13 protein-coding genes are annotated in these 19,367 nt (G+C 71.3%); 8 read left to right on the top strand and 5 right to left on the bottom strand.

Features of this window, described 5'->3' with window-relative positions; genetic code table 11:
* The first annotated feature begins 413 nt into the window (after positions 1-413).
* Both ABT245_RS12965 and ptsP read left to right on the top strand, forming a co-directional pair.
* Positions 414-863 carry a PTS sugar transporter subunit IIA gene (locus ABT245_RS12965; RefSeq protein WP_351732511.1) on the top strand — a complete coding sequence of 150 codons (450 nt, stop codon included), beginning with the start codon at positions 414-416 and terminating at the stop codon, positions 861-863.
* A 78-nt stretch (positions 864-941) separates the two neighbouring features.
* Positions 942-2,612: a phosphoenolpyruvate--protein phosphotransferase gene (ptsP, locus tag ABT245_RS12960; protein ID WP_351732508.1), complete on the top strand. Its 1,671-nt coding sequence runs from the start codon at positions 942-944 to the stop codon at positions 2,610-2,612.
* A 70-nt stretch (positions 2,613-2,682) separates the two neighbouring features.
* On the opposite strand, the gene ABT245_RS12955 is transcribed toward ptsP, so the two are convergent.
* Entirely contained in the window at positions 2,683-3,576 is an 894-nt protein-coding gene (locus ABT245_RS12955; protein ID WP_351732505.1) for a DUF8829 domain-containing protein, read from the bottom strand.
* A 172-nt stretch (positions 3,577-3,748) separates the two neighbouring features.
* Positions 3,749-5,716 carry an acetoacetate--CoA ligase gene (locus tag ABT245_RS12950; RefSeq protein ID WP_351732503.1) on the bottom strand — a complete coding sequence of 656 codons (1,968 nt, stop codon included), beginning with the start codon at positions 5,714-5,716 and terminating at the stop codon, positions 3,749-3,751.
* A 213-nt stretch (positions 5,717-5,929) separates the two neighbouring features.
* On the opposite strand from ABT245_RS12950, the gene ABT245_RS12945 reads away from it, so the two are divergent.
* The gene (locus ABT245_RS12945; protein WP_351732500.1) at positions 5,930-8,290 is read left to right on the top strand and encodes a glycoside hydrolase family 31 protein; all 2,361 of its coding nucleotides are present in this window, start codon (positions 5,930-5,932) and stop codon (positions 8,288-8,290) included.
* A gap of 9 nt (positions 8,291-8,299) precedes the next feature.
* On the opposite strand, the gene ABT245_RS12940 is transcribed toward ABT245_RS12945, so the two are convergent.
* Positions 8,300-8,836, bottom strand: a complete 537-nt coding sequence (locus ABT245_RS12940) for an NUDIX domain-containing protein (protein WP_351732497.1) — start codon at positions 8,834-8,836, stop codon at positions 8,300-8,302.
* A gap of 144 nt (positions 8,837-8,980) precedes the next feature.
* On the opposite strand from ABT245_RS12940, the gene ABT245_RS12935 reads away from it, so the two are divergent.
* The 5 genes from ABT245_RS12935 to glpK all read left to right on the top strand — a co-directional run bounded on the left by ABT245_RS12935 (position 8,981) and on the right by glpK (position 15,022).
* A complete protein-coding gene (locus ABT245_RS12935; protein ID WP_351732495.1) occupies positions 8,981-9,427 on the top strand; it encodes a Zn-ribbon domain-containing OB-fold protein in 447 nt (148 codons plus the stop codon).
* Complete coding sequence (locus ABT245_RS12930) at positions 9,424-10,614, top strand: lipid-transfer protein (RefSeq protein ID WP_351732492.1); 1,191 nt, start codon at positions 9,424-9,426, stop codon at positions 10,612-10,614. Before ABT245_RS12935 ends, ABT245_RS12930 begins: the two co-directional genes overlap by 4 nt.
* Positions 10,615-10,746: 132 nt before the next feature.
* Positions 10,747-12,396, top strand: coding sequence for a GGDEF domain-containing protein (locus ABT245_RS12925; protein WP_351732490.1), 1,650 nt, complete (start codon positions 10,747-10,749; stop codon positions 12,394-12,396).
* 346 nt (positions 12,397-12,742) lie between these two features.
* On the top strand, positions 12,743-13,480 hold the full coding sequence (locus ABT245_RS12920) for an MIP/aquaporin family protein (RefSeq protein ID WP_351732487.1): 738 nt from the start codon (positions 12,743-12,745) through the stop codon (positions 13,478-13,480).
* A gap of 21 nt (positions 13,481-13,501) precedes the next feature.
* Positions 13,502-15,022: a glycerol kinase GlpK gene (gene glpK, locus ABT245_RS12915; RefSeq protein ID WP_351732485.1), complete on the top strand. Its 1,521-nt coding sequence runs from the start codon at positions 13,502-13,504 to the stop codon at positions 15,020-15,022.
* A 117-nt stretch (positions 15,023-15,139) separates the two neighbouring features.
* Here glpK and ABT245_RS12910 read toward each other — a convergent pair whose 3' ends face one another.
* The gene (locus tag ABT245_RS12910; RefSeq protein WP_351732483.1) at positions 15,140-15,745 is read right to left on the bottom strand and encodes a GTP-binding protein; all 606 of its coding nucleotides are present in this window, start codon (positions 15,743-15,745) and stop codon (positions 15,140-15,142) included.
* On the bottom strand, positions 15,726-19,343 hold the full coding sequence (locus ABT245_RS12905) for a hydantoinase B/oxoprolinase family protein (protein WP_351732480.1): 3,618 nt from the start codon (positions 19,341-19,343) through the stop codon (positions 15,726-15,728). Before ABT245_RS12905 ends, ABT245_RS12910 begins: the two co-directional genes overlap by 20 nt.
* Between the last annotated feature and the right edge of the window lie 24 nt (positions 19,344-19,367).

Here is a 19,367-nt window from a genome sequence, read left to right as displayed (position 1 = left end):
CGTTGACTTTTGGCACGCTGTTGAGTTCTCAAGGAACGGACGCTTCCTTCGTACTCACCCTCTCGGGCTTTCCTCCGGGCGCTTCCCTTCGGTGTCCCAGACTCTATCAGTGTTTTTCCGTCTCCCTGACCACCCTTCTGCGGGCATGCAGAAGGGGATCCCAGGATTAGGATCTGACGAGTATAGGTGCTGCCGAGCGAGGACACCCAGGGCGTCCCCGATCTCAAGCAGGGGTACGACTGTACAGGGGGCCATGAAGCGCGTGCAAATTCATTGGTGGATGGTCTAGGCCAACGACCCGGTAACTTTCGTGCGGAACCCGCACTTCCCATGACATACGCTGCTGCTCAGTGCACCGTCCCGGACCGGCAGTGACGGCCCCATCAGTGATCTCCACCCCTGGGAGGCTTCCCATGACCACCGTGTTGTCCCCTCTGGCAGGACGCGCCATCGGTCTTGCGTCCGTGCCCGATCCGGTCTTCTCCGGAGCCATGGTCGGACCGGGCACCGCGGTCGACCCCGTGCGCGAGCCCTGCGAGGCCGTCGCTCCCGTGGACGGTGTCATCGTCTCGCTGCACCCGCACGCCTTCGTGGTCGTCGACGAGCAGGGGCACGGCGTGCTGACGCACCTGGGTATCGACACCGTGCAGCTCAACGGGGAGGGCTTCGAGTTGCTCGTCGACAAGGGCGACACCGTGACGCGCGGGCAGGCCGTCGTGCGCTGGAACCCCGCCGCCGTCGAGTCGGCCGGGAAGTCCCCGATCTGTCCGGTCGTGGCACTGGAGGCCACGGCCGATTCCCTCGCCGACCTGCGTGAGGACGGCGAAGTGAAGGCCGGCGACAGTCTCTTCGACTGGAAGTGACGCCGGCGCCGGCGCGTGACGGCCAGTTGGACAACCACCGCGGCGGCGAAGCCCGCCGCACTATCGGAGACAGGTGAGATGGAGACAACGCTGCGAGGCGTCGGCGTGAGCCACGGTGTGGCGATCGGCGAGGTTCGGCACATGGGAACGGCGGTGCTGGAGCCACCGGCCAAGCAGATTCCCGCGCAGGAGGCGGAGCGCGAACAGGGGCGCGCCCGTCAGGCCGTGGAAGCTGTGGCAGCCGACTTGATAGCGCGCGGCAACCTGGCGGGGGGCGAGGCCCAGGCGGTCCTTGAGGCGCAGGCCATGATGGCCCAGGACCCCGAGCTGATGACGGATGTGGAGCGCCGTGTCACCGTCGGCAGCACGGCCGAGCGCGCCGTCTATGACGCCTTCGCCGCATACCGTGAGCTGCTGGCCGGTGCCGGTGAGTACCTCGCGGGTCGCGTGGCCGACCTCGACGATGTGCGTAACCGTATCGTCGCCCGGCTGCTCGGGGTGCCCATGCCGGGTGTCCCGGACAGCGACGAGCCGTATGTGCTGGTCGCCCGTGATCTTGCGCCGGCCGACACGGCGCTGCTTGACCCGGCCCTCGTGCTCGGTTTCGTTACCGAGGAGGGCGGGCCGACCAGTCACAGCGCGATTCTCGCGCGGGCGCTCGGGGTCCCGGCCGTGGTCGCGCTGCCGGGTGCCGGTGAACTTGCCGAGGGCACGCTGATCGCGGTCGACGGAAGCACCGGCGATATCTTCGTGAACCCGAGTGAGGAGAAGAAGGCGCAGTTGGAGGCCGCGGCCGCGGCGCGCAGGGCCGCGCTGGCCGCCTCGACCGGGCCGGGTGCCACGTCCGACGGGCACAAGGTCCCGCTGCTCGCGAACGTCGGCGGTCCGGCGGATGTGCAGGCGGCCGTGGAGGCGGGTGCGGAGGGCGTCGGTCTCTTCCGTACCGAGTTCCTCTTCCTCGACGACAGCAAGACCGCGCCCTCCGAGGAGAAGCAGGCCGCGGCCTACCGCCAGGTGCTGGAGGCCTTCCCGGAGGGCCGGGTGGTCGTACGGGTGCTCGACGCGGGCGCGGACAAGCCGCTGGACTTCCTCACGCCGTCCGACGAGCCGAACCCGGCGCTGGGTGTGCGAGGTCTGCGGACGCTGCTCGACCACCCCGAGATCCTGCGGACGCAGCTGACCGCGCTGGCCGGGGCCGCCGAGGGACTGCCGGTCCATCTCGAAGTGATGGCTCCGATGGTGGCCGACCGTGCCGACGCCAGGGCGTTCGCGGACGCGTGCCGGGAGGCCGGGCTGCGGGCGAAGTTCGGCGCCATGGTGGAGATCCCCTCGGCCGCGCTGCGGGCGCGGTCGATCCTTCAGGAGGTCGAGTTCCTGTCGCTGGGGACCAACGACCTCGCGCAGTACACGTTCGCCGCGGACCGTCAGGTGGGGGCGGTGTCCCGGTTGCAGGATCCGTGGCAGCCGGCGCTGCTCGACCTGGTCGCGCTGTCGGCGGAAGCGGCCAGGGCCGAGGGCAAGAGCTGCGGTGTGTGCGGTGAGGCCGCGTCGGACCCGCTTTTGGCCTGTGTGCTGACGGGTCTGGGGGTCACCTCGCTCTCCATGGGTGCGGCGTCCATTCCTTATGTCCGCGCGACGCTGGCGAAGTACACGCTGGCCCAGTGCGAACGGGCCGCGTCCGCGGCTCGGGCGACGGACAGCGCCGAGGAGGCGCGCGCAGCGGCCCAGGCGGTGCTGTCCGGGGAGTAACCCGTCACCCCGGTGGTCGTCGGCGGTTGTCCAGGGGCGCTCCGCTCGCAGCGGGGCGCCCCTGGTGTGTTCAGTGGTGGTGGCCCGGTGTGCTGTCGTCGTCTCCCAGGTCGGGAGGTGCGCAGTAGTCGACTCCTGATTCGGGGGAGATCAGGTCGCCCGATTCCACGTCGGTGCAGTAGGCGTCGAAGACTTCTCCGGCGGTGAGGGGTTCGAGTCCGTTGTGCCGGATCCGCCAGCCGTAGACGCGGTCGGCCCTGCCGGGGGCGCTGGTGCGCATGACGAGCCCGCCTGGGCTGGGTGTGGCGATGCCCAGGGCCAGGACGGTGGTGAATTCGAGGGCCTCTGTCTCGTCCAGTTGTGTGGCGCCTGCGGTGTCCTGGTTCGCGTGGAGGACGGACACGAGGGTTTCCGCCGTTCGAGAGACGCTGCAGACCAGGTGGCGGTCGCCGGGCGGGGCCGTGTCGAGGATGCGGACGAAGAGGGTCGAGGCGCGGGTGAAGGCCGCGCGTCCGATGTCTTCTCCGCAGATGGCGCAGGGGCCGAGGCGGGCCAGGACGGTGCTGGCGTATTCCCAGGTTGCCTGCCGGACCGCGGCGTCGACGAGTGAGGGCACGAGGTCGGTGAGGTCCTGGCCCTCGTAGGGGACGGTGGCGCCCGTGGCGGCGAGTTCCGCGGTGAAGCGTGCGCGGCTCGCGGGGGTGTCCGGTTCGAGGCCGGTATCCGCGCAGAACCGGGCGTATTCCTCTGGGTCGAACAGGGCGACCGTGGTCAGGTTGCCGTGGGCGGCGCGGATCCTGAGGAGCGCCTCCACCTGTTGCAGGTAGGCGGTGTGGTCGTCGAAGGCGAAGGTGCGGTAGCGCCGCATGGCCCGGAAGTCCTGCTCGTCGGTCAGCAGGCCGAGGGTGCCGGCGATCTCGCGGCGCAGCACGCGTCGCATGGTCTGGTGGTCGGTGTGCGTCATGTTTCCCCCTGTGTGCAGTCGATCAATGCTCACTCACAGTAATCGGCTGCACTGACAACGGGCTGCGGTCGATGTCGCGAGTGCGCTCTGCGGGCGTCGGGGCCGCTGTCCGGGGTCCGATCAGGGGGAGGGAATGGGCGCCAGTGATTTTGTCTGTTTTTCCGTCGATCGGTCAGCCGCGATCGCGTGCCAGGGCCTCGTAGAACTTCAGCAGATCGAGGTTGTCGATGGAGCCGGGGTTGACGGCCCTTTCCAGGGGAGTGCCCTGTAGGAGGCGCTTGACCGGGACCTCGATGCGCTTTCCGGTGAGTGTGTGCGGCACGCCGGGGACTTCGATGATCTCGTCGGGGACGTGCCGCGGCGAGAGCTGTTCGCGGATGGCCTGCTTGACGCGGTTGCGGAGGTCCTCGTCCAGGACGGCGCCCGGGGCCAGGTGCACGAACAGGGGCATCCAGTAGCCCCCGTCGGGCTGCTCGATGCCGATGACCAAAGATTCCTTGATGTCGGGGAGGCGTTCGACGACCTCGTAGATGTCGGCGGAGCCCATGCGGACGCCCTGGCGGTTCAGTGTGGAGTCGGACCGGCCGTGGATGACGACGGTGCCGCGCGAGGTGACGGTGATCCAGTCGCCGTGGCGCCAGACTCCGGGGTAGGTGTCGAAGTAGCTGTCGTGGTAGCGGCTGCCGTCGGGGTCGTTCCAGAAGCGGATCGGCATCGACGGCATGGGGTTGGCGACCACCAGTTCGCCCACCTCGTCGGTGAGGGGCTTACCGCTCGGGTCCCAGGACTGCAGGTCGGTGCCGAGGCCGGGGCCCTGGAGTTCGCCGGTGTAGACGGGCAGCGTCGGTACGGCTCCGGCGAAGCAGGAGCACACGTCCGTGCCGCCGCTGACGGAGGCGATCCACAGGTCGTCGCGGACCTCGTCGTGCAGCCAGCGGAACCCGTCGGGGGGCAGGGGCGATCCGGTGGTCGCGACGCACCGCACCCGGGAGAGGTCGAAGTCGCGCGAGGGGTGCACGCCGGCCTTGCGGCAGGCCATGACGTATGCGGCGGACGTGCCGTAGAGGGTTGCGCCGGTGCGTTCGGCGATCCGCCACTGGGCGCCGGTGTCCGGGTATCCGGGGCTGCCGTCGTACAGCACGATCGTGGTGCCGGTGAGCAGGCCGGAGACGAGGAAGTTCCACATCATCCAGCCGGTCGAGGTGTACCAGAAGAAGCGGTCCTCGGGACCCAGGTCGCAGTGCAGGCCGAGCTGTTTGAGGTGCTCGACGAGGATGCCGCCCTGGGACTGGACGATGGCCTTGGGCAGGCCGGTCGTACCGGAGGAGTACAGCACCCACAGGGGGTGGTCGAAGGGGACCTGTTCGAAGACGGGTTCCACGTCGGCCGAGGTCAGCGCCGACCAGTCCAGGGCACCGTCGGGTGCCTCGGTACCGAGGAGCGGGATGTGGACGACGGCGCGCAGCGTGGGCAGTTCGCGGCGCAGTTCGGCCACGGCGTCGCGGCGGTCGTGCTCCTTGCCGCCGTAGCGGTAGCCGTCGACGGTGAACAGGACGACCGGTTCGACCTGTTGGAAGCGGTCGAGGACGCTGCGTGCGCCGAAGTCGGGGGCACAGGACGTCCAGACGGCGCCGACGGCGGCCGTGGCGAGGAATGCGACGACGGCCTGCGGGATGTTCGGGAGGTAGCCGCTGACGCGGTCGCCCGGGCGTACGCCGAGGGCGCGCAGCTCGGCGGCGAGGGAGCCGACCTGTCGGCGCAGCTCGGTCCAGGTGACCGGGCGTGGCTCGTGGGTCTCGTCCACGTGCAGAAGCGCGGGTTCGTCCGCGCGGACCGTGGCGGCGCGCAGGGCGTGCTCGGCGTAGTTCAGGGTCGCCCCGGGGAACCACTGGGCGCCGGGCATCGAGCGGTCACCGAGCACGCGCGCGTAGGGCGTCGAGAAGCGTACGTCGAACCACTCCGTGACGGCTTTCCAGAAGGTGTCCAGTTGGTCCACGGACCAGCGGTGCAGTGCGGGGTAGCCGCCCTCGGCCGGGGCGCCGTGCCGTTCGGCTGCCCAGGACTGGAACTGGGTGATGCGTGCCTGGGCGATCCGTTCCGGCTCTGGCTGCCAGAGCGGCAGGGGGTTCGCGGTCGACATGGGGCGGCTCCCGGGCTGTACGCGTCGTGTGCGTCGCTCGCGCACGGGATGCATTGTGCGCGTGACAGGGCTGACACGGACGATGCCATGTGATCGACTTCTGCACCAGGGCGCGCCCCACATAGTCCGTGTCGTGAAGGTGTGGTCCCGGCACTGGTGAACGGCAGTTGAACGACACACCTGAGTGAGGCGCTCAATGGCAGGGTGATCAGCATGGACGGTCGTGACCTGGTGCGTTCGGTGAGAGTGGTCGGTTCGGTGAGAGCGGCTCAGGGGTTGCGTACCGTGCGGGCAGCGTGGCGCAGGAGGCGTGCCGACGCGGTCGGGTTGCCGCCGCGGGGCGCGGAGCGTGCGCGGGTGCCCGGTCCGGTGCAGGGTGCGGAGCCCGGGCCCGGGGGTGGTGTCATCCGGTTCGCTCGGTCCGAGTTGCGGATCACCGTCGCCGCCAACGGGGCCGTCTTCTGGGGCTGGGACGGGGCGGGGCCCGAGCCGTCGTACGCGCTCGCGGGGCGCTGTCCCGAGCCGGACCCCCGGGCGGTGCTGGAACCGGACACGGACGGCGGCTGGCGGGTCGTGGCGGAGCGGGTGACGGTGGTGGTCTCCCGGCACGGGGCGATCGAGGTGTGCACACCCGGAGGCGTCATGCTGCGCCGGGATCTGCCGCCGCGGTGGTGGGAGCCGGTCGGCGGCGGCCCGGCACGCTGGATGCAGCGTTCGGAGGTGGCCGCCGACGCGCGGTTCTTCGGATTGGGCGGGCGTGCGTCCGGCCCCAGGCTGCGCGACGGGACGTACCGGCTGTGGAACGCCGATCCCGGCCGTGCCTTCTCCCCCGGCGACGATCCGCTGTACATCACCATGCCGGTGCAGTTGGTGGTCGCCGACGCATCGACGCATCTGGTCTTCCACGACAGCTCGTGGGACGGGACGGTGACGCTGCGGGAGGGCGAGGAAGGCGCCGGCTCCGGCCACGACCGGGGCGGGAGGTGCGAGGTGCGGATGGACGGCGGCCCGCTGCGCTGCTGGGTGGTGGTGGGCGCCCCCGCGCGCGTGCTGCACGCGTGGGCCTCGTTGACGGGGGCGCCCGCGCTGCCGCCGGCCTGGGCGCTGGGCCACCATCACGCGCGTTGGGGATTCGGCAGCGAACAGGAGGTGCGGCGGATCGTCGCGGGCTATCAGGAGCGTGGGCTGCCCCTGGACGCCGTTCACCTGGACATCGACCACTACGACGAGCATCAGGTGTTCACGGTCGACCCCGAGCGCTTCCCGAAGCTGCCGGCGCTCGCCGAGGAACTGCGGCGCGAGGGGGTGCGGCTGGTGTCGATCGTCGACCCGGGGGTGAAGGCCGCCACGGGCAACGCCGTGTACGACGGCGGGGCGGCCGTTGACGCCTTTGTCCGGGGCCCGTCGGGGCAGGTGGTGCGGGGCGTGTCATGGTCCGGTGAGTCGGTCTATCCGGATTTCACGCACGCGCGCGTGCGCAAGTGGTGGGGCGGGCTGTACGAGGAGCGGCTCGCTCAGGGCTTCGCGGGCTTCTGGCACGACATGAACGAGCCCACGTCGTTCAACGCCTTCGGGGAGTCGACACTGCCGCGCTCGGCCCGGCACGGCCTGGAGGGCCGCGACGGCGACCACAGACAGGCGCACAACGTGTACGCCCTGTGCATGGCAGACGCGGCCCACGGGGGGCTGCGCGAGCTGAGCCCGTGGGAGCGGCCGTTCCTCTTCTCGCGCTCCGGCTGGGCCGGAATGCAGCGCTACGGGGGCACGTGGTCCGGGGACGTGGCCACCGGCTGGCCGGGGCTGCGGGCGTCCCTGTCCCTGGTGCTGGGCCTAGGGCTGTGCGGGGTGCCGTACTCGGGGCCGGACGTGGGCGGTTTTGACGGGACCCCGTCGCCCGAGCTGTTTCTTCGCTGGTTCCAGCTCGGCGCGTACCTGCCGCTGTTTCGCACCCACGCGGGTCTGCGGGCCGGGCGCAGGGAGCCGTGGGAGTTCGGTGCCGAGGTGCTGAAGCACGCGCGCGTGGCGCTGGTGGAGCGCCGGCGTCTGCTGCCGTACTTCGTGACGCTCGCGCATCTGGCGCGGCGTACGGGCGCGCCCTACGTGCGTCCTGTGTGGTGGGGTGCGCCCGAGGACCGGGGGCTGCGCGACTGTGAGGACGCGTTCTTGCTGGGCGACTGTCTGCTGGTGGCGCCGGTGCTGGACCCGGGCGCCGACCGGCGTGCCGTGCGGCTGCCGCGCGGGCGCTGGTACGACACGGTCACCGAGCGGGCGTACGAGGGACCCGCGCAGGTGCTCGTCGAGGCCCCGTTGTCGCGGATTCCGGTGCTCGCGCGCGCGGGTGGCGTCGTGCCCGTGCGGGGCGCGGACGGCGGGCTCGATCTGGAGGTGTGGGCGCCGGCCCGCGGCAGGACTGGCGGCGGACTGGTGGTACCGGACGCGGGCGACGGCTGGGACGAACCGGAGATCGAACGCTACGTCGCCCGCTGGCAGGGGCGTCGGGTGGTGGTCATGCGGGACGGGGAGGACGGCGTGCGGGAGCCGTCCCACCCGGTGCGCATACGGGGGCTCGGGTGAGCCCCGGGCTCATATGTACCGGCCCTCGAACCATGCCCGTACGGCCAGGGTGTGCAGAGGGAAGGCGAGTTCCTCCGGCCTGCGCAGCAGGTGCCGGCCTTCCGTCTCGTTCGTCGCCCGGGACGGCGGGAGGGCGTCGGCGGGGCGTTCCGGGAGGAGCCCGAACAGCAGGAGGTGCCCGTCGGGCGAACTCATCGCGTCGATGAGCCGTACGTCGCGGGCGGCCGCGTCGATGCCCGTCTCCTCCTTGAGTTCGCGGACGACGGCCTGGCGCCAGTCCTCCCGGTCGTCGAGATAGCCGCCGGGGAGCGCGATGCCTCCGCGGGCGGGTGCGACGGTGCGGGTGATGACGACGAGGGCGGTGCCCTTCGGGTCGTACACGGGCTGGAGTGCGATCGCCACCGGCAGCGGGTTGCGGTAGGCGACGGCCCCGCAGGCCGCACAGGTGCGGGGCCAGCCGGAGACTCCCTCTCCGTAGGGTGCTCCGCAGCTCGAACAGTGCGAGTCCGGCTCGGAGTTGACGGTTGAGTGCTGGAATTCGGACACGCGCGGACTGTATCCGATCACAGGAACGACGTCTTCCGGAAGCCGTCCGGCTGGAGCCGTCCGGTTCCGCGGCGCGGCCTGCCCAAGTGCGCGCGCCCGTGTCACACTCCTGACGTATCGTCAGATCCAAGGTCTGGAGGGGCTTTGTCGCGCACACGCACACCGGCGGTCTCCGGCTGGTTCGCAGGCGAGGGAGAAGCGTTCCGGCTCCTGGGCACGCGCTGTTCGGCCTGCGCCACGGTCTTCTTCCCCCGCGAGGACGCCCACTGCCGTAACCCCGGCTGCCCCGGCGGCACCCTGGTGGAAACGCCTTTGTCGCGACGCGGTCGCATCTGGTCGTACACGGACAGCCGCTATCGACCTCCGTCACCCTATGTGAGCAATCCGGAACTTCCGTGGGAGCCGTACGCGTTGATCGCGGTGGAGCTGGAGTCCGAGCGGATCGTGGTGCTGGGACAGGCGGCTCCCGGTATCACCGTCGCGGACCTGGCGGTGGGCATGGAGGTGGAGGTCGTCCCGGGGGTGCTGCACGAGGACACCTCGACCACCTGGACGACCTGGAACTGGCGGCCGACGGGGGTGCGGGCATGAGGGCGGACGTGGCGGTGCTCGGCGTGGGCCTGCACCCCTGGGGCAAGTGGGGGCGCGGGTTCGTCGAATACGGCGCGGTGGCGGCCCGCGCCGCGCTCGCGGACGCCGGACTGGAGTGGCGCGCCATCGCATCGGTCGTCGGCGCGAACACGGTGCGTGGCGGCTACCCGGGGCAGGTCGCGGGAGCGACGTTCGCGAAGGCCCTGGGCTGGCAGGGCGCCCAGGTCACCAGCGTGTACGCGGCGTGCGCGTCCGGTGCGCAGGCCATCGCCGCGGCGCGGGCCCAGATCCTCGCCGGGCTCGCGGACCCGGTGCTGGTGGTGGGCGCGGACGCGGCGCCCAAGGGCTTCTTCCGGCCCACCGGCGGCGAGCGGCCCGACGACCCCGACTGGCTGCGTTTTCGCCTGCTGGGGGCGACCAACCCGGCGTACTTCGGGCTGTACGCGCGGCGGCGGATGGCGGTGCACGGCGACACGCTGGAGGACTTCGCCCTCGTGAAGGTGAAGAACGCCGCTTGCGGCGCGCTGAATCCGTACGCGCGCTACCGCAGGCGCGTCACGGCCGAGGAGGTCGCCGGCTCCACGGTGGTCGCCGACCCGCTGCGGCTGCTCGACATCTGCGCGACCTCGGACGGCGGCGCGGCACTGGTGCTGTCCAGTCTCGAGTTCGCGCACCGGCACGGGGTGCCGAGACCGGTGCGGATCCGGGCGGTGTCCACGGTGACGCCGCGCTATCCCAGCACCGTGCTGGACCTGCCGGACATCGCCACGGACTCGGCGGCGGCGGTCGAGCCACCGAAGCGGGCGTTCCGGGAGTCGATCGCCCGGGCCGCCTACGAGGAGGCGGGCATCGGCCCCGAGGAGCTGTCCCTGGCGGAGGTGTACGACCTTTCCACCGCGCTGGAGTTGCAGTGGTACGAGGATCTGGGGCTGTGCGGCCAGGGCGAGGCGGCCAAGCTGCTCCGGGAGGGCGCGACCACCCCGGGCGGGCGCATACCCGTGAACGCGAGCGGCGGACTCGCCTCGTTCGGGGAGGCGGTGCCAGCCCAGGCGATCGCCCAGGTCTGCGAGCTGGCCTGGCAGTTGAGAGGAGCCGCGGGCGAGCGGCAGATCACCGGAGCACGCGTGGGGATCACCGCCAACCAGGGGCTGTTCGGGCACGGCTCATCGGTGATCGCACTGCGCTGAGCGGCGACGGAGGTGACCCGTGGAACCGGTAGGCCGCAAAGACCTCCCTACGCTGTGTGATCGACCGGGAATGCTGCGTGAACGTCTTATGAACTGCGCCTGGGCGCGCGCCGGAAACGTCATCATGCTCCCGTGCGCCCCTGGACGGATACTCTCCGCTTCGCCTTCCAGCCGGTGGTCAACCTGGCCACCGGCGCGGTGGCCGCGCTGGAGACGCTCGCCCGCCCGGAGTCCGGAGACATCCTGGCCGAAGCCCGTCGGAACCCCGAACTCGACGGCAGGCTGGCCGTATTGGCCTTCCGAGCGGCGGCTCGCCACGAGCGGCTGGTGCCCCTGCACATCAACGTGTTCGCCGCGACGCTCGCCGACCTCGGCGGCCTCACGCCCCTGCACGACGCCGTGCGCGGGGCGGGACGCCTGCCGTGGGAAGTGACCCTCGACATCGTCCCGCCGTACACACACGTGCCGCAGCGGGCGCTCCTCGACGCCCTGTCGGCACTGCGCGACCAGGGGTTCCGGATCAGTGCCGACGGCATCGGCGAGGGCGACGTACCGCTCAGGCTGCTCACCGACCTCGCCCCGGACCTGGTCAAGCTCGATGCCTCGCTGCTCAGCCGGCCGGCCGCGGTGCGGGCCATGCGGACGCTGTGCGAGCATCTGGGCGCCCTGCTGGTGGTCGAGGGCGTGGAGACCGAACGGCATTACGCGGAGGCGCTGTCGGCCGGTGCGCAACTGGCGCAGGGCGAGCTGTTCGCACCGCCGACCCGGATTCCCGCCGTGGACGTGTACGTTCCGCCCCGCTTCCCGGACGCCCCGCCCGTGCCGCGCTCGGGGCCGACGGTGCGCGAGTTCGTACGCCCCGCCGCGCTGTTGCCGGTGACCGCCTCGGCGGGCCAGGTCCGGGCGCTGCTCACCGGGTCGCCCGACGTGTCCGGAGTGCTGCTGGTGGACCAGTCCGGGGCCCCGGTGCGCTCGGTGCACCGCTCGCGGTTCCTGTTGTCGATGTCGGGCCGCTACGGGCACGCCCTGTACGCCGACCGGCCCGCGTTCAAACTGGGCGACCCGCCGCGCACGGTCGGCGTCGACGCCACCGCCTGGGAGGTCCTGGACGTCGTCGCGGTGGGCGGCCGGGACCGCACCTCGGACGATGTGGCGGTCGTGGACCGCCGCGGGCGCTGTGTGGGCGTCGTCCGGCTCGCCGACCTGGTGCGGGCGCTGGCCGAGACGCGGGTCGAGGAGGCGGCCGGGCTCAATCCCCTGACGCGGCTGCCGGGTTCGGACGCGATCACCGAAGAGGTGGACCGGCGGATCGCCGGCGGGCGCGGCTTCACCCTGAGCTGGCTGGACATCGATCACTTCAAACAGGTCAACGACGGGGCCGGCTTCGCGGCCGGCGACGAGCTGATCCGGTCCGTGGGGCGGACCCTGCAACAGGCCACGGCTGGGCACACGCGCGTGGGTCACATCGGCGGCGACGACTTCCTGGTGCTCGCCGACGAGGAGGGCCTCGGTGCGCTGGCCGCGGCCGTGCTCGGTGCCCCGTGGTCGGCGGGCGGCTGTCCCGTCACGCTGTCCCTGGCGACCGTCGCGTGCGCTCCGGGCAGCGTGGTCGACCACCGGCAGGCCGCGGCCTGTCTGGCCCCGTTGAAGAAGGCCGCGAAGGAACTGAGCGGCACGAGCTGGGTGCTGGCGCGCGCGGGGCTGCCCGGGTACGAGATCCGGCACGGCTCGGCCGTGCCGCCCGCCGAGGCGGGCTATGCGGCGGTCGAGCCCCGGAACTGAACGGCCGCCCGTGCGAGGCCGGTTGAGCGGACGCGGGGCACACGCGCGTGGCTGTCACCGTTGCCGTCGGCGACCTTGACGCTCCCCGGGCGGCGGTGAACACTTCCCGGTGTCGGTCGGCATCGCCGCACATTCTCGGCGCCATCAGGCACTGCGCCGCGCGGGCACATCCTGAGCCACCACCCGCTCCCCCACGGGCGATTCGGCCGCGACGGCACGCTCGTCACGGCCGCCGGGCGGGGCGCGGGACTCTCCCTGACTTCGGCGGAGGTCGCCAAGGGAACCGTTCCCGCACGGAGAGCCGGGGCAGATCCCCCGGGAGCCAGCGCCTAGGCTAGGAGCCGCCATGAGCAATGCAGACATATTCGTCGGCGAGATCATCGGCACCGCGATCCTGATCCTTTTCGGTGCCGGTGTCTGCGCCGCCGTCACCCTCAGACACTCCAAGGCGCAGGCCTCGGGATGGGTCGTGATCGCGTTCGGCTGGGGATTCGGCGTGCTGGCCGGCGCGTACACCGCGGCTCCCCTGTCGGGCGGGCAGCTCAATCCCGCGGTCACCATCGGCATCGCGGTGGACACCGGCACGTGGGACAGGGTCTGGGTGTACCTGCTGGGCCAGATGGTCGGCGCGATGCTCGGCGCCGTCCTCGCGTACCTCGTCTACCTGGCCCAGTTCCAGGCCAATGTGCGCGAGGAGGACTCGGCGGACGAGCCGACTCCGACGCTCGGTATCTTCTCCACCGTTCCGGAGATCCGCAATCCGATGGCCAACCTGATCACGGAGATCATCGCGACGATCGCGCTGGTCCTGCCGGTGCTGGCGTTCGGCCTCACCAAGGGGCTCGGCGAGTCCGGCACCACCGTACTGATCGTCTCGCTGCTCGTGGTCGGCATCGGGCTCTCCCTCGGCGGGCCCACCGGGTACTCCATCAACCCGGCGCGCGATCTCGGCCCGCGCATCGTGCACGCCTTTCTGCCGATCCCGAACAAGGGCACGTCCGACTGGGGGTACGCCTGGGTCCCGGTCGTCGGCCCGCTGATCGGCGGGGCGCTCGCGGGCCTCGTCTACAACGCAGCCTTCTGACCCGGCGACCGAGGGACAGCCATGACGGACACCGCCGAGACGTATGTCGCCGCCATCGACCAGGGCACCACCTCGAGCCGCTGCATCATCTTCGACCACGGTGGCGCGATCGTCGCCGTCGACCAGCGCGAGCACCGCCAGATCTTCCCCAAGCCGGGCTGGGTGGAGCACGACGCCACCGAGATCTGGTCCAAGGTGCAGGCCGTGATCGCCGGAGCCCTCGCCAAGGCGGGGCTGCGCGCCGACCAGCTCAGCGCCGTCGGCATCACCAACCAGCGCGAGACGACGGTCCTGTGGGACCGGGCGACCGGCAGACCCGTGCACAACGCGATCGTGTGGCAGGACACGAGGACGGCGGCCCTGTGCAACGAACTGGGCGGCTCGGACGGACAGGACCGGTTCCGCGAGCAGACGGGGCTGCCGCTGGCGAGCTACTTCTCCGGTCCCAAGGTCGCCTGGCTGCTCGACAACGTGCCGGGGCTCAGGGCCCGCGCGGAGCGCGGCGAGATCGCCTTCGGCACCGTCGACTCCTGGCTGATCTGGAACCTGACGGGCGGCACCGACGGCGGACGGCACGTCACCGACGTGACGAACGCGGGCCGCACCATGCTGATGAACCTGCACACCCTGCAGTGGGACGCGGCCATCCTCGCCGCGATGAACGTGCCCGAGGCGGTCCTCCCGGAGATCAGGTCGTCCGCGGAGGTCTACGGGACCGCCGTCGGCCAACTCGCCGGCGTCCCCGTCGCGTCGGCGCTGGGCGACCAGCAGGCAGCCGTGTTCGGGCAGGCCTGCTACGACGTCGGCACCGCGAAGAACACCTACGGCACCGGCAGCTTCCTGCTGCTCAACACCGGCAGTCGGCCCGTGCCGTCCAAGAGCGGGCTGCTGACGACGATGGGCTACAAGATCGGCGGTGCGGCGCCGGTGTACTGCCTGGAGGGGTCCATAGCGATAACGGGCGCGCTGGTGCAGTGGTTCCGCGACCAGCTCGGGATCATCCGCAGCGCCGACGAGATCGAGCCGCTGGCGGCGAGTGTCGAGGACAACGGCGGCGCGTACATCGTCCCCGCCTTCTCGGGCCTGTTCGCCCCCTACTGGCGCTCCGACGCGCGCGGGGTCGTCACCGGTCTGACCGGGTACGTCACCAAGGCCCACCTGGCACGTGCGGTGCTGGAGGCGACGAGTTGGCAGACCCGCGAGGTCGTGGACGCCATGTTCCAGGACTCCGGCGTGCGGATCACCACCCTGAAGGTGGACGGCGGCATGACCGGGAACAACCTGCTCATGCAGCACCAGGCCGACGTGCTGGGCGTGCCGGTGATCCGGCCCAGGGTCTCCGAGACGACCTGCCTCGGCGCGGCCTACGCGGCGGGCCTGGCGACCGGGGTGTGGAACGACCTCGACGAACTCACCTCGCACTGGCGGCAGGACGCGACATGGACGCCGGCGATGGAGGCGTCGGTGCGCGACCGCGAGTACCGGAACTGGCGCAAGGCCGTGGAGAAGAGCTTCGGCTGGCTGGATGACGCGGCCAAGTAGCCGGAACGTGCTTCCACGCGCGTGTGCCCCGGAAAGCACCCACACGCGCGTGGACGGCCACACAGGGGCCACGGCTCCACCCCGGTCGGCGGGAGTGCGGGCCGTGCGCCGGCCCGCTCAGGTGGTGACGGACTGCCGGCGCCCGGCCCCGTACGCCATCGCGTGCTGGACGACTCCGATGAGCACCTCCTTGACCGACCGGCGGTCGCGGGCGTCGCACAGCACGAGCGGCACGCCATCGTCCAGGTCCAGGGCCTGACGGACGTCGTCCGCCGGGTAACGCGACGCTCCCTCGAAGCAGTTGACGCCGATGACGAAGGGTATGGAACGCCGTTCGAAGTAGTCGACGGCGGCGAAGCAGTCCTCCAGGCGGCGGGTGTCGGCGAGGACGACCGCGCCGAGCGCGCCCTCGGACAACTCGTCCCACATGAACCAGAACCGCTCCTGTCCCGGGGTACCGAACAGGTACAGGACCAGGTCCTCGCGGAGCGTGATCCGGCCGAAGTCCATGGCCACGGTGGTGGTGTGCTTGCCCTCCACGCCGCTGGTGTCGTCCACCGGACGGCCGGCCTCGGTGAGCAGTTCCTCCGTGCGCAGTGGCCTGATCTCGCTGACCGCGCCGACGAGGGTCGTCTTGCCCACGCCGAAACCGCCGGCCACCAGGATCTTGAGCGTGACGGGCTCGACCGGCGGCTTGTCGCGCTCAGAACGCCCGAAGATCATCGATCTCTTCTCCTGCTTGATGGGGGTGGGGTGCCGGCCGGCCGTAGCCGCCGCCACCGGGGGTTTCGATGACGAGTACGTCGCCGGGGCCGACGTCCGCCGAGTCGCTTCCGCCGAGTTCGGTGACCGAGCCGTCGGCCCGTTCCACGCGGTTGGCGCCGAGTGCGCCCGGACAGCCTCCCGCCATGCCGTAGGGCGGGACCCTGCGGTGCTGGGACAGTGTGGAGACGGTCATGGCCTCGTGGAACCGGATGCGGCGCACCGCGCCGTCCCCGCCGGACCACTGTCCGGTCCCGCCGCTCCCCCGCCGGATCGCGAAATCGTCGAGTTGCACGGGCAGTCGCCATTCGAGGACTTCGGGATCGGTGAGCCGGGAGTTGGTCATGTGGGTCTGCACGACGCTCGCGCCGGGGAAGCCGTCACCGGCGCCGGACCCCGAGGCGACGGTCTCGTAGTACTGGTGCCGTTCGTTGCCGAAGGTGACGTTGTTCATGGTCCCGGAGCCCTCGGCCTGGACGCCGAGGGCCGCGTAGAGGGCGCCGGTGATGGACTGGGAGGTCTCGACGTTGCCCGCGACCACGGCGGCGGGCGGCTCGGGCGCGAGCATCGAGCCGCCCGGCACGATGATCTCCAGGGGGCGCAGACAGCCGTCGTTGAGCGGGATGTCGTCGGCGACGAGGGTGCGGAAGACGTACAGGACGGCGGCGTTGACGACCGAGAACGGCGCGTTGAAGTTGGTGGCGAGCTGGGCGGACGTCCCCGTGAAGTCGATGGTCGCGGCGCGGCCGGCGCGGTCCACGCGCACGCGTACCCGGATGACGGCGCCGGAGTCGGTCTCGTAGGCGTACTCCCCGTCGTCCAGCGCGTCGATGACGCGGCGGACGGCTTCCTCGGCGTTGTCCTGGACGTGCCGCATATAGGCCTGGACGACGTCGAGCCCGAAGTCCTCGATCATGCGGCCGACCTCGTCGACGCCCTTCTGGTTGGCGGCGATCTGCGCGCGCAGATCGGCGAGGTTGGTTCCGGCGTTGCGCGTGGGGTACGGGGCCTCGGTGAGCAGGCGCAGCGTCTCCTCCTCGCGGAAGCGGCCGTCCTCGGCGAGCAGCCAGTTGTCGAAGAGGACGCCTTCCTCCTCGATGGTGCGGCTGTCGGCGGGCATCGAGCCGGGCGCGATGCCACCGATCTCGGCGTGGTGGCCGCGGGAGGCGACGTGGAAGAGGATCCGGTCACCGTCCGTGCCGAACACCGGCGTGATGACGGTGACGTCCGGCAGGTGGGTTCCGCCGTGGTAGGGGTCGTTGACGGCGTAGGTGTCGCCGGGCCGCATCGAGTCGCCGCGGCGGCGGATGACCTCTTTGACGCTGGTGCCCATCGAGCCGAGGTGGACGGGGATGTGCGGGGCGTTGGCCACCAGGTTGCCGTCCGGATCGAACAGGGCGCAGGAGAAGTCGAGGCGTTCCTTGATGTTCACGGACTGGGCGGTGGACTCCAGCCGGGCGCCCATCTGCTCGGCGATGGACATGAACAGGTTGTTGAAGACCTCCAGCAGAACCGGGTCGACTTTCGTGCCGAGATCGGAACTCTGTGTAATCGCCGCGCGTTCCAAGACCAGATGCCCGTCGTCGGTCGTCGCGGCCTTCCAGCCGTCGTCGACGACGGTCGTCGCGCCGGACTCGGTGATGATCGCGGGGCCGGTGACGATCCGTCCGGGGGGCAGCGCCTCACGGCGGTGGAGGGGTACGTCGCGCCAGGCACCGCCGGTGTGGAGGCGGACGGTCTCGGGCGCGGCGGCGCGGCCCTCGTAGGTGGCGAGGGCGGACAGATCCGGGGGTGGAGTGATGCCGGTGGCTTCGACGGAGAGGGCTTCGACCACCACGGGACGGTCGAGGGTGAAGGAGTACGTGGCGCGATGACGTTCTTCGAAGGCGTGTCTCATGGTGTCGGGCTCGGTCAGCTCGACGGTGAGGATGGTGTCCGTGCCGTCGTAGCGGAGCTGGGCACGGCGGGTGACCTCGATACGGTCCTCCGGGACGTCCTCGGCCAGGAGTTCCGCGCGGGCCGCGGTCTCCAGGTCGTCGGCGGTCGTGCGGACGCCCGGCATGGAGGCGGCCTCCAGCGGTGCTTCGACGGACTGCTCGCGCATCGCGGTGGTGTCGGCGAGGCCGATGCCGAGCGCGGACAGGACACCGGCCATGGGGGGCACGAGGACGGTGCGGATGCCGAGCGAGGCGGCGACCATGCAGGCGTGCTGCCCGCCCGCCCCGCCGAAGGTGGTGAGTGCGTAGCGGGTGACGTCGTGCCCTTTCTGGACGGAGATCCGCTTCACGGCGTTGGCGATGTTGGCGACGGCGATCTGCAGGAACCCCTCGGCGACCTGCTCGGGGGTGCGGTCGTCTCCGGTCCGCTCGCGGATCTCGCGCGCGAGGGCGGTGAACCGGTCCCGGACCAGCGCCGCGTCCAGGGGCTGGTCGCCCTCGGGGCCGAACACGGCGGGGAAGTGCGCGGGTTGGATGCGGCCCAGCATGACGTTGGCGTCGGTGACGGCGAGCGGGCCGCCGCCGCGGTAGCAGGCGGGTCCTGGGTCCGCACCCGCCGAGTCGGGACCGACCCGGTAGCGGGAGCCGTCGAAGTGCAGGACCGAGCCGCCGCCGGCGGCGACGGTGTGGATGTCCAGCATGGGCGCGCGCAGCCGGACGCCGGCGAGCTGTGTGGTGAAGACGCGTTCGTACTCGCCGGCGAAGTGCGAGACGTCGGTGGAGGTGCCGCCCATGTCGAAGCCGATGACCCGGTCGAAGCCGGCGAGCTGCGACATACGGGCCATGCCGACGATTCCGCCGGCGGGCCCGGACAGGATGGCGTCCTTGCCGCGGAACTGCCCGGCTTCGGCGAGCCCGCCGTTCGACTGCATGAACATCAGCCGTACGCCCTGGAGTTCGCTTGCGACGTGCTGGACGTAGCGGCGCAGCACGGGCGACAGGTAGGCGTCGACGATCGCGGTGTCGCCGCGTGGGACGAGCTTCATCAGGGGGCTGACCTCGCTGGACCACGAGATCTGCGGGAAGCCGGTGCGGGCGGCCAGTTCGCCGATCGCCTCCTCGTGGGCGGGGTGCAGATGGCTGTGCATGCAGACGACGGCGACGGCGCGGATCCCGTCGTCGTACGCCTCCCGGAGCGGCCCCCGCAGGGCGTCCAGATCGGGTGCGCTGAGCACGGTGCCGTCGGCCGCGGTCCGCTCGTCGGCCTCGACGACGCGTTCGTACAGCATCTGGGGCAGGTCGATACGCCGGGCGAAGATATGGGGGCGGTTCTGGTAGGCGATGCGCAGGGCGTCACGGAATCCGCGGGTGATGACCAGCAGGGTGCGCTCGCCCTTGCGTTCCAGGAGGGCGTTGGTGGCGACGGTCGTGCCCATGCGGACGGACTCGATGGGTTCCGGGGAGCCGTCGAGCAGCGCGCGTACGCCGGCGACGGCGGCGTCGGCGTAGCGCGTCGGGTTGTCGGACAGCAGTTTGTGGGTGAGCAGGCGGCCGTCCGGGCGCCGCGCGACGATATCGGTGAAGGTACCGCCCCGGTCGACCCAGAACTGCCAGCCTGTCACGTCACTTCTCCGCTTCCGCGCCGG

It is taken from the genome of Streptomyces sp. NPDC001508 (genome assembly GCF_040298665.1).
Lineage (GTDB): Bacteria > Actinomycetota > Actinomycetes > Streptomycetales > Streptomycetaceae > Streptomyces.
Note: the sequence above shows the minus strand (reverse complement) of the source record. Positions and strands in the feature narration are given on the sequence as shown.